The organism is Streptomyces sp. ADMS (genome assembly GCF_033441795.1).
GTDB lineage: Bacteria > Actinomycetota > Actinomycetes > Streptomycetales > Streptomycetaceae > Streptomyces.
Window position 1 is genome coordinate 1 of the sequence record NZ_JAVFVX010000326.1, and the last position, 1,072, is coordinate 1,072.

General features: G+C 69.7%; 2 protein-coding genes. Both read left to right on the forward strand.

From position 1 onward, the window contains the following. Nucleotides 1–211, forward strand: a 211-nt coding sequence (locus tag RB628_RS40775) for a BBE domain-containing protein (protein WP_318325689.1), incomplete at its 5' end; no start/stop codon positions are given. Nucleotides 212–388: 177 nt separating this feature from the next. Beyond that, the coding region (locus tag RB628_RS40780) for an FAD-binding oxidoreductase (protein WP_318325690.1) at nt 389–1,072 on the forward strand (684 nt) is incomplete at its 3' end.

A 1,072-nucleotide genomic window follows, 5' to 3' on the forward strand; every position in this document is an offset into this window, starting at 1 on the left:
CGGCGTACCGGTCCCGAACGCCGTGACCGACGGCTGCTACGTCAACTACCCGGACGCGGACCTCAGCGACCCGCAGCGCAACAGGTCCGGGGTCAGCTGGGCAACCCTCTACTACAAGGGCAACTACCGCCGGCTCCAGCAGGTCAAGGCCAAGTACGACCCCGGCAACTTCTTCCGCCACCGTCAGTCCGTGGAACTCCCCGCGTCCTGACGCCTGTACCGACACCCGTAGCGACACCCACTCGTGGACCGCGGCCGACTCTCCGGCCGCGGTCCACGCCGTATTCCCGGGTACGAGCGCAAGTCTCTGGGTGCCCGGCCCCGGGCCCGATCTTTAGCGTGAAGGGGTCAAGACGTGACCAGGCTTGATCACTGAGGAGTTGGGGAAATGGCACAGGGCACGGACGGTATGCGGCGCAGAAACTTCCTCGCCGGGGGTGCCGCGGCCGGAGGAGCCGCACTGCTGACAGGGACGGGGATCGCCACACCGGCTTCCGCGGCCGACGAGGCCGCCGCGGCGGCGGAACCCGTCACCGTGGTCACCCCGGCCGACAAGCGCTACCCGGACCTCGTCCGGGGCTGGAACCAGCGCTGGGTCGCCTCGCCCGAGAGGGTCGTGCTGGCCGAGACGACCGCACAGGTCGTGCAGGCCGTGCAGAAGGCCGTGTCGGGCGGCAAGCGGCTGACCGTCCGCGGCGGCGGCCACTGCTGGGAGGACTGGGTCTTCAACCCCGACGTCCGGGTCATCCTCGACATGACCAAGATGAACAAGGTCTCCTACGACCCGCGGATGAACGCCATCGCCGTGGAGGCGGGCGCCCAGCTGCTGAACGTCTACGAGCGCATGTACCGCACCTGGGGTGTCGTCATCCCGGCCGGCATGTGCTTCCAGGTCGGCGCCGGCGGACACGTCAGCGGCGGCGGCTGGGGCCTGCTCTGCCGTCAGCTGGGACTGGTCGTCGACCATCTGTACGCCGTGGAGGTGGTGACCGTCGCCGTCGACGGCACCGTCTCGGTGGTCGTCGCCACCCGGGAGGCGAACGACCCCAACCGTGAGCTGTGGTGGGCCCAC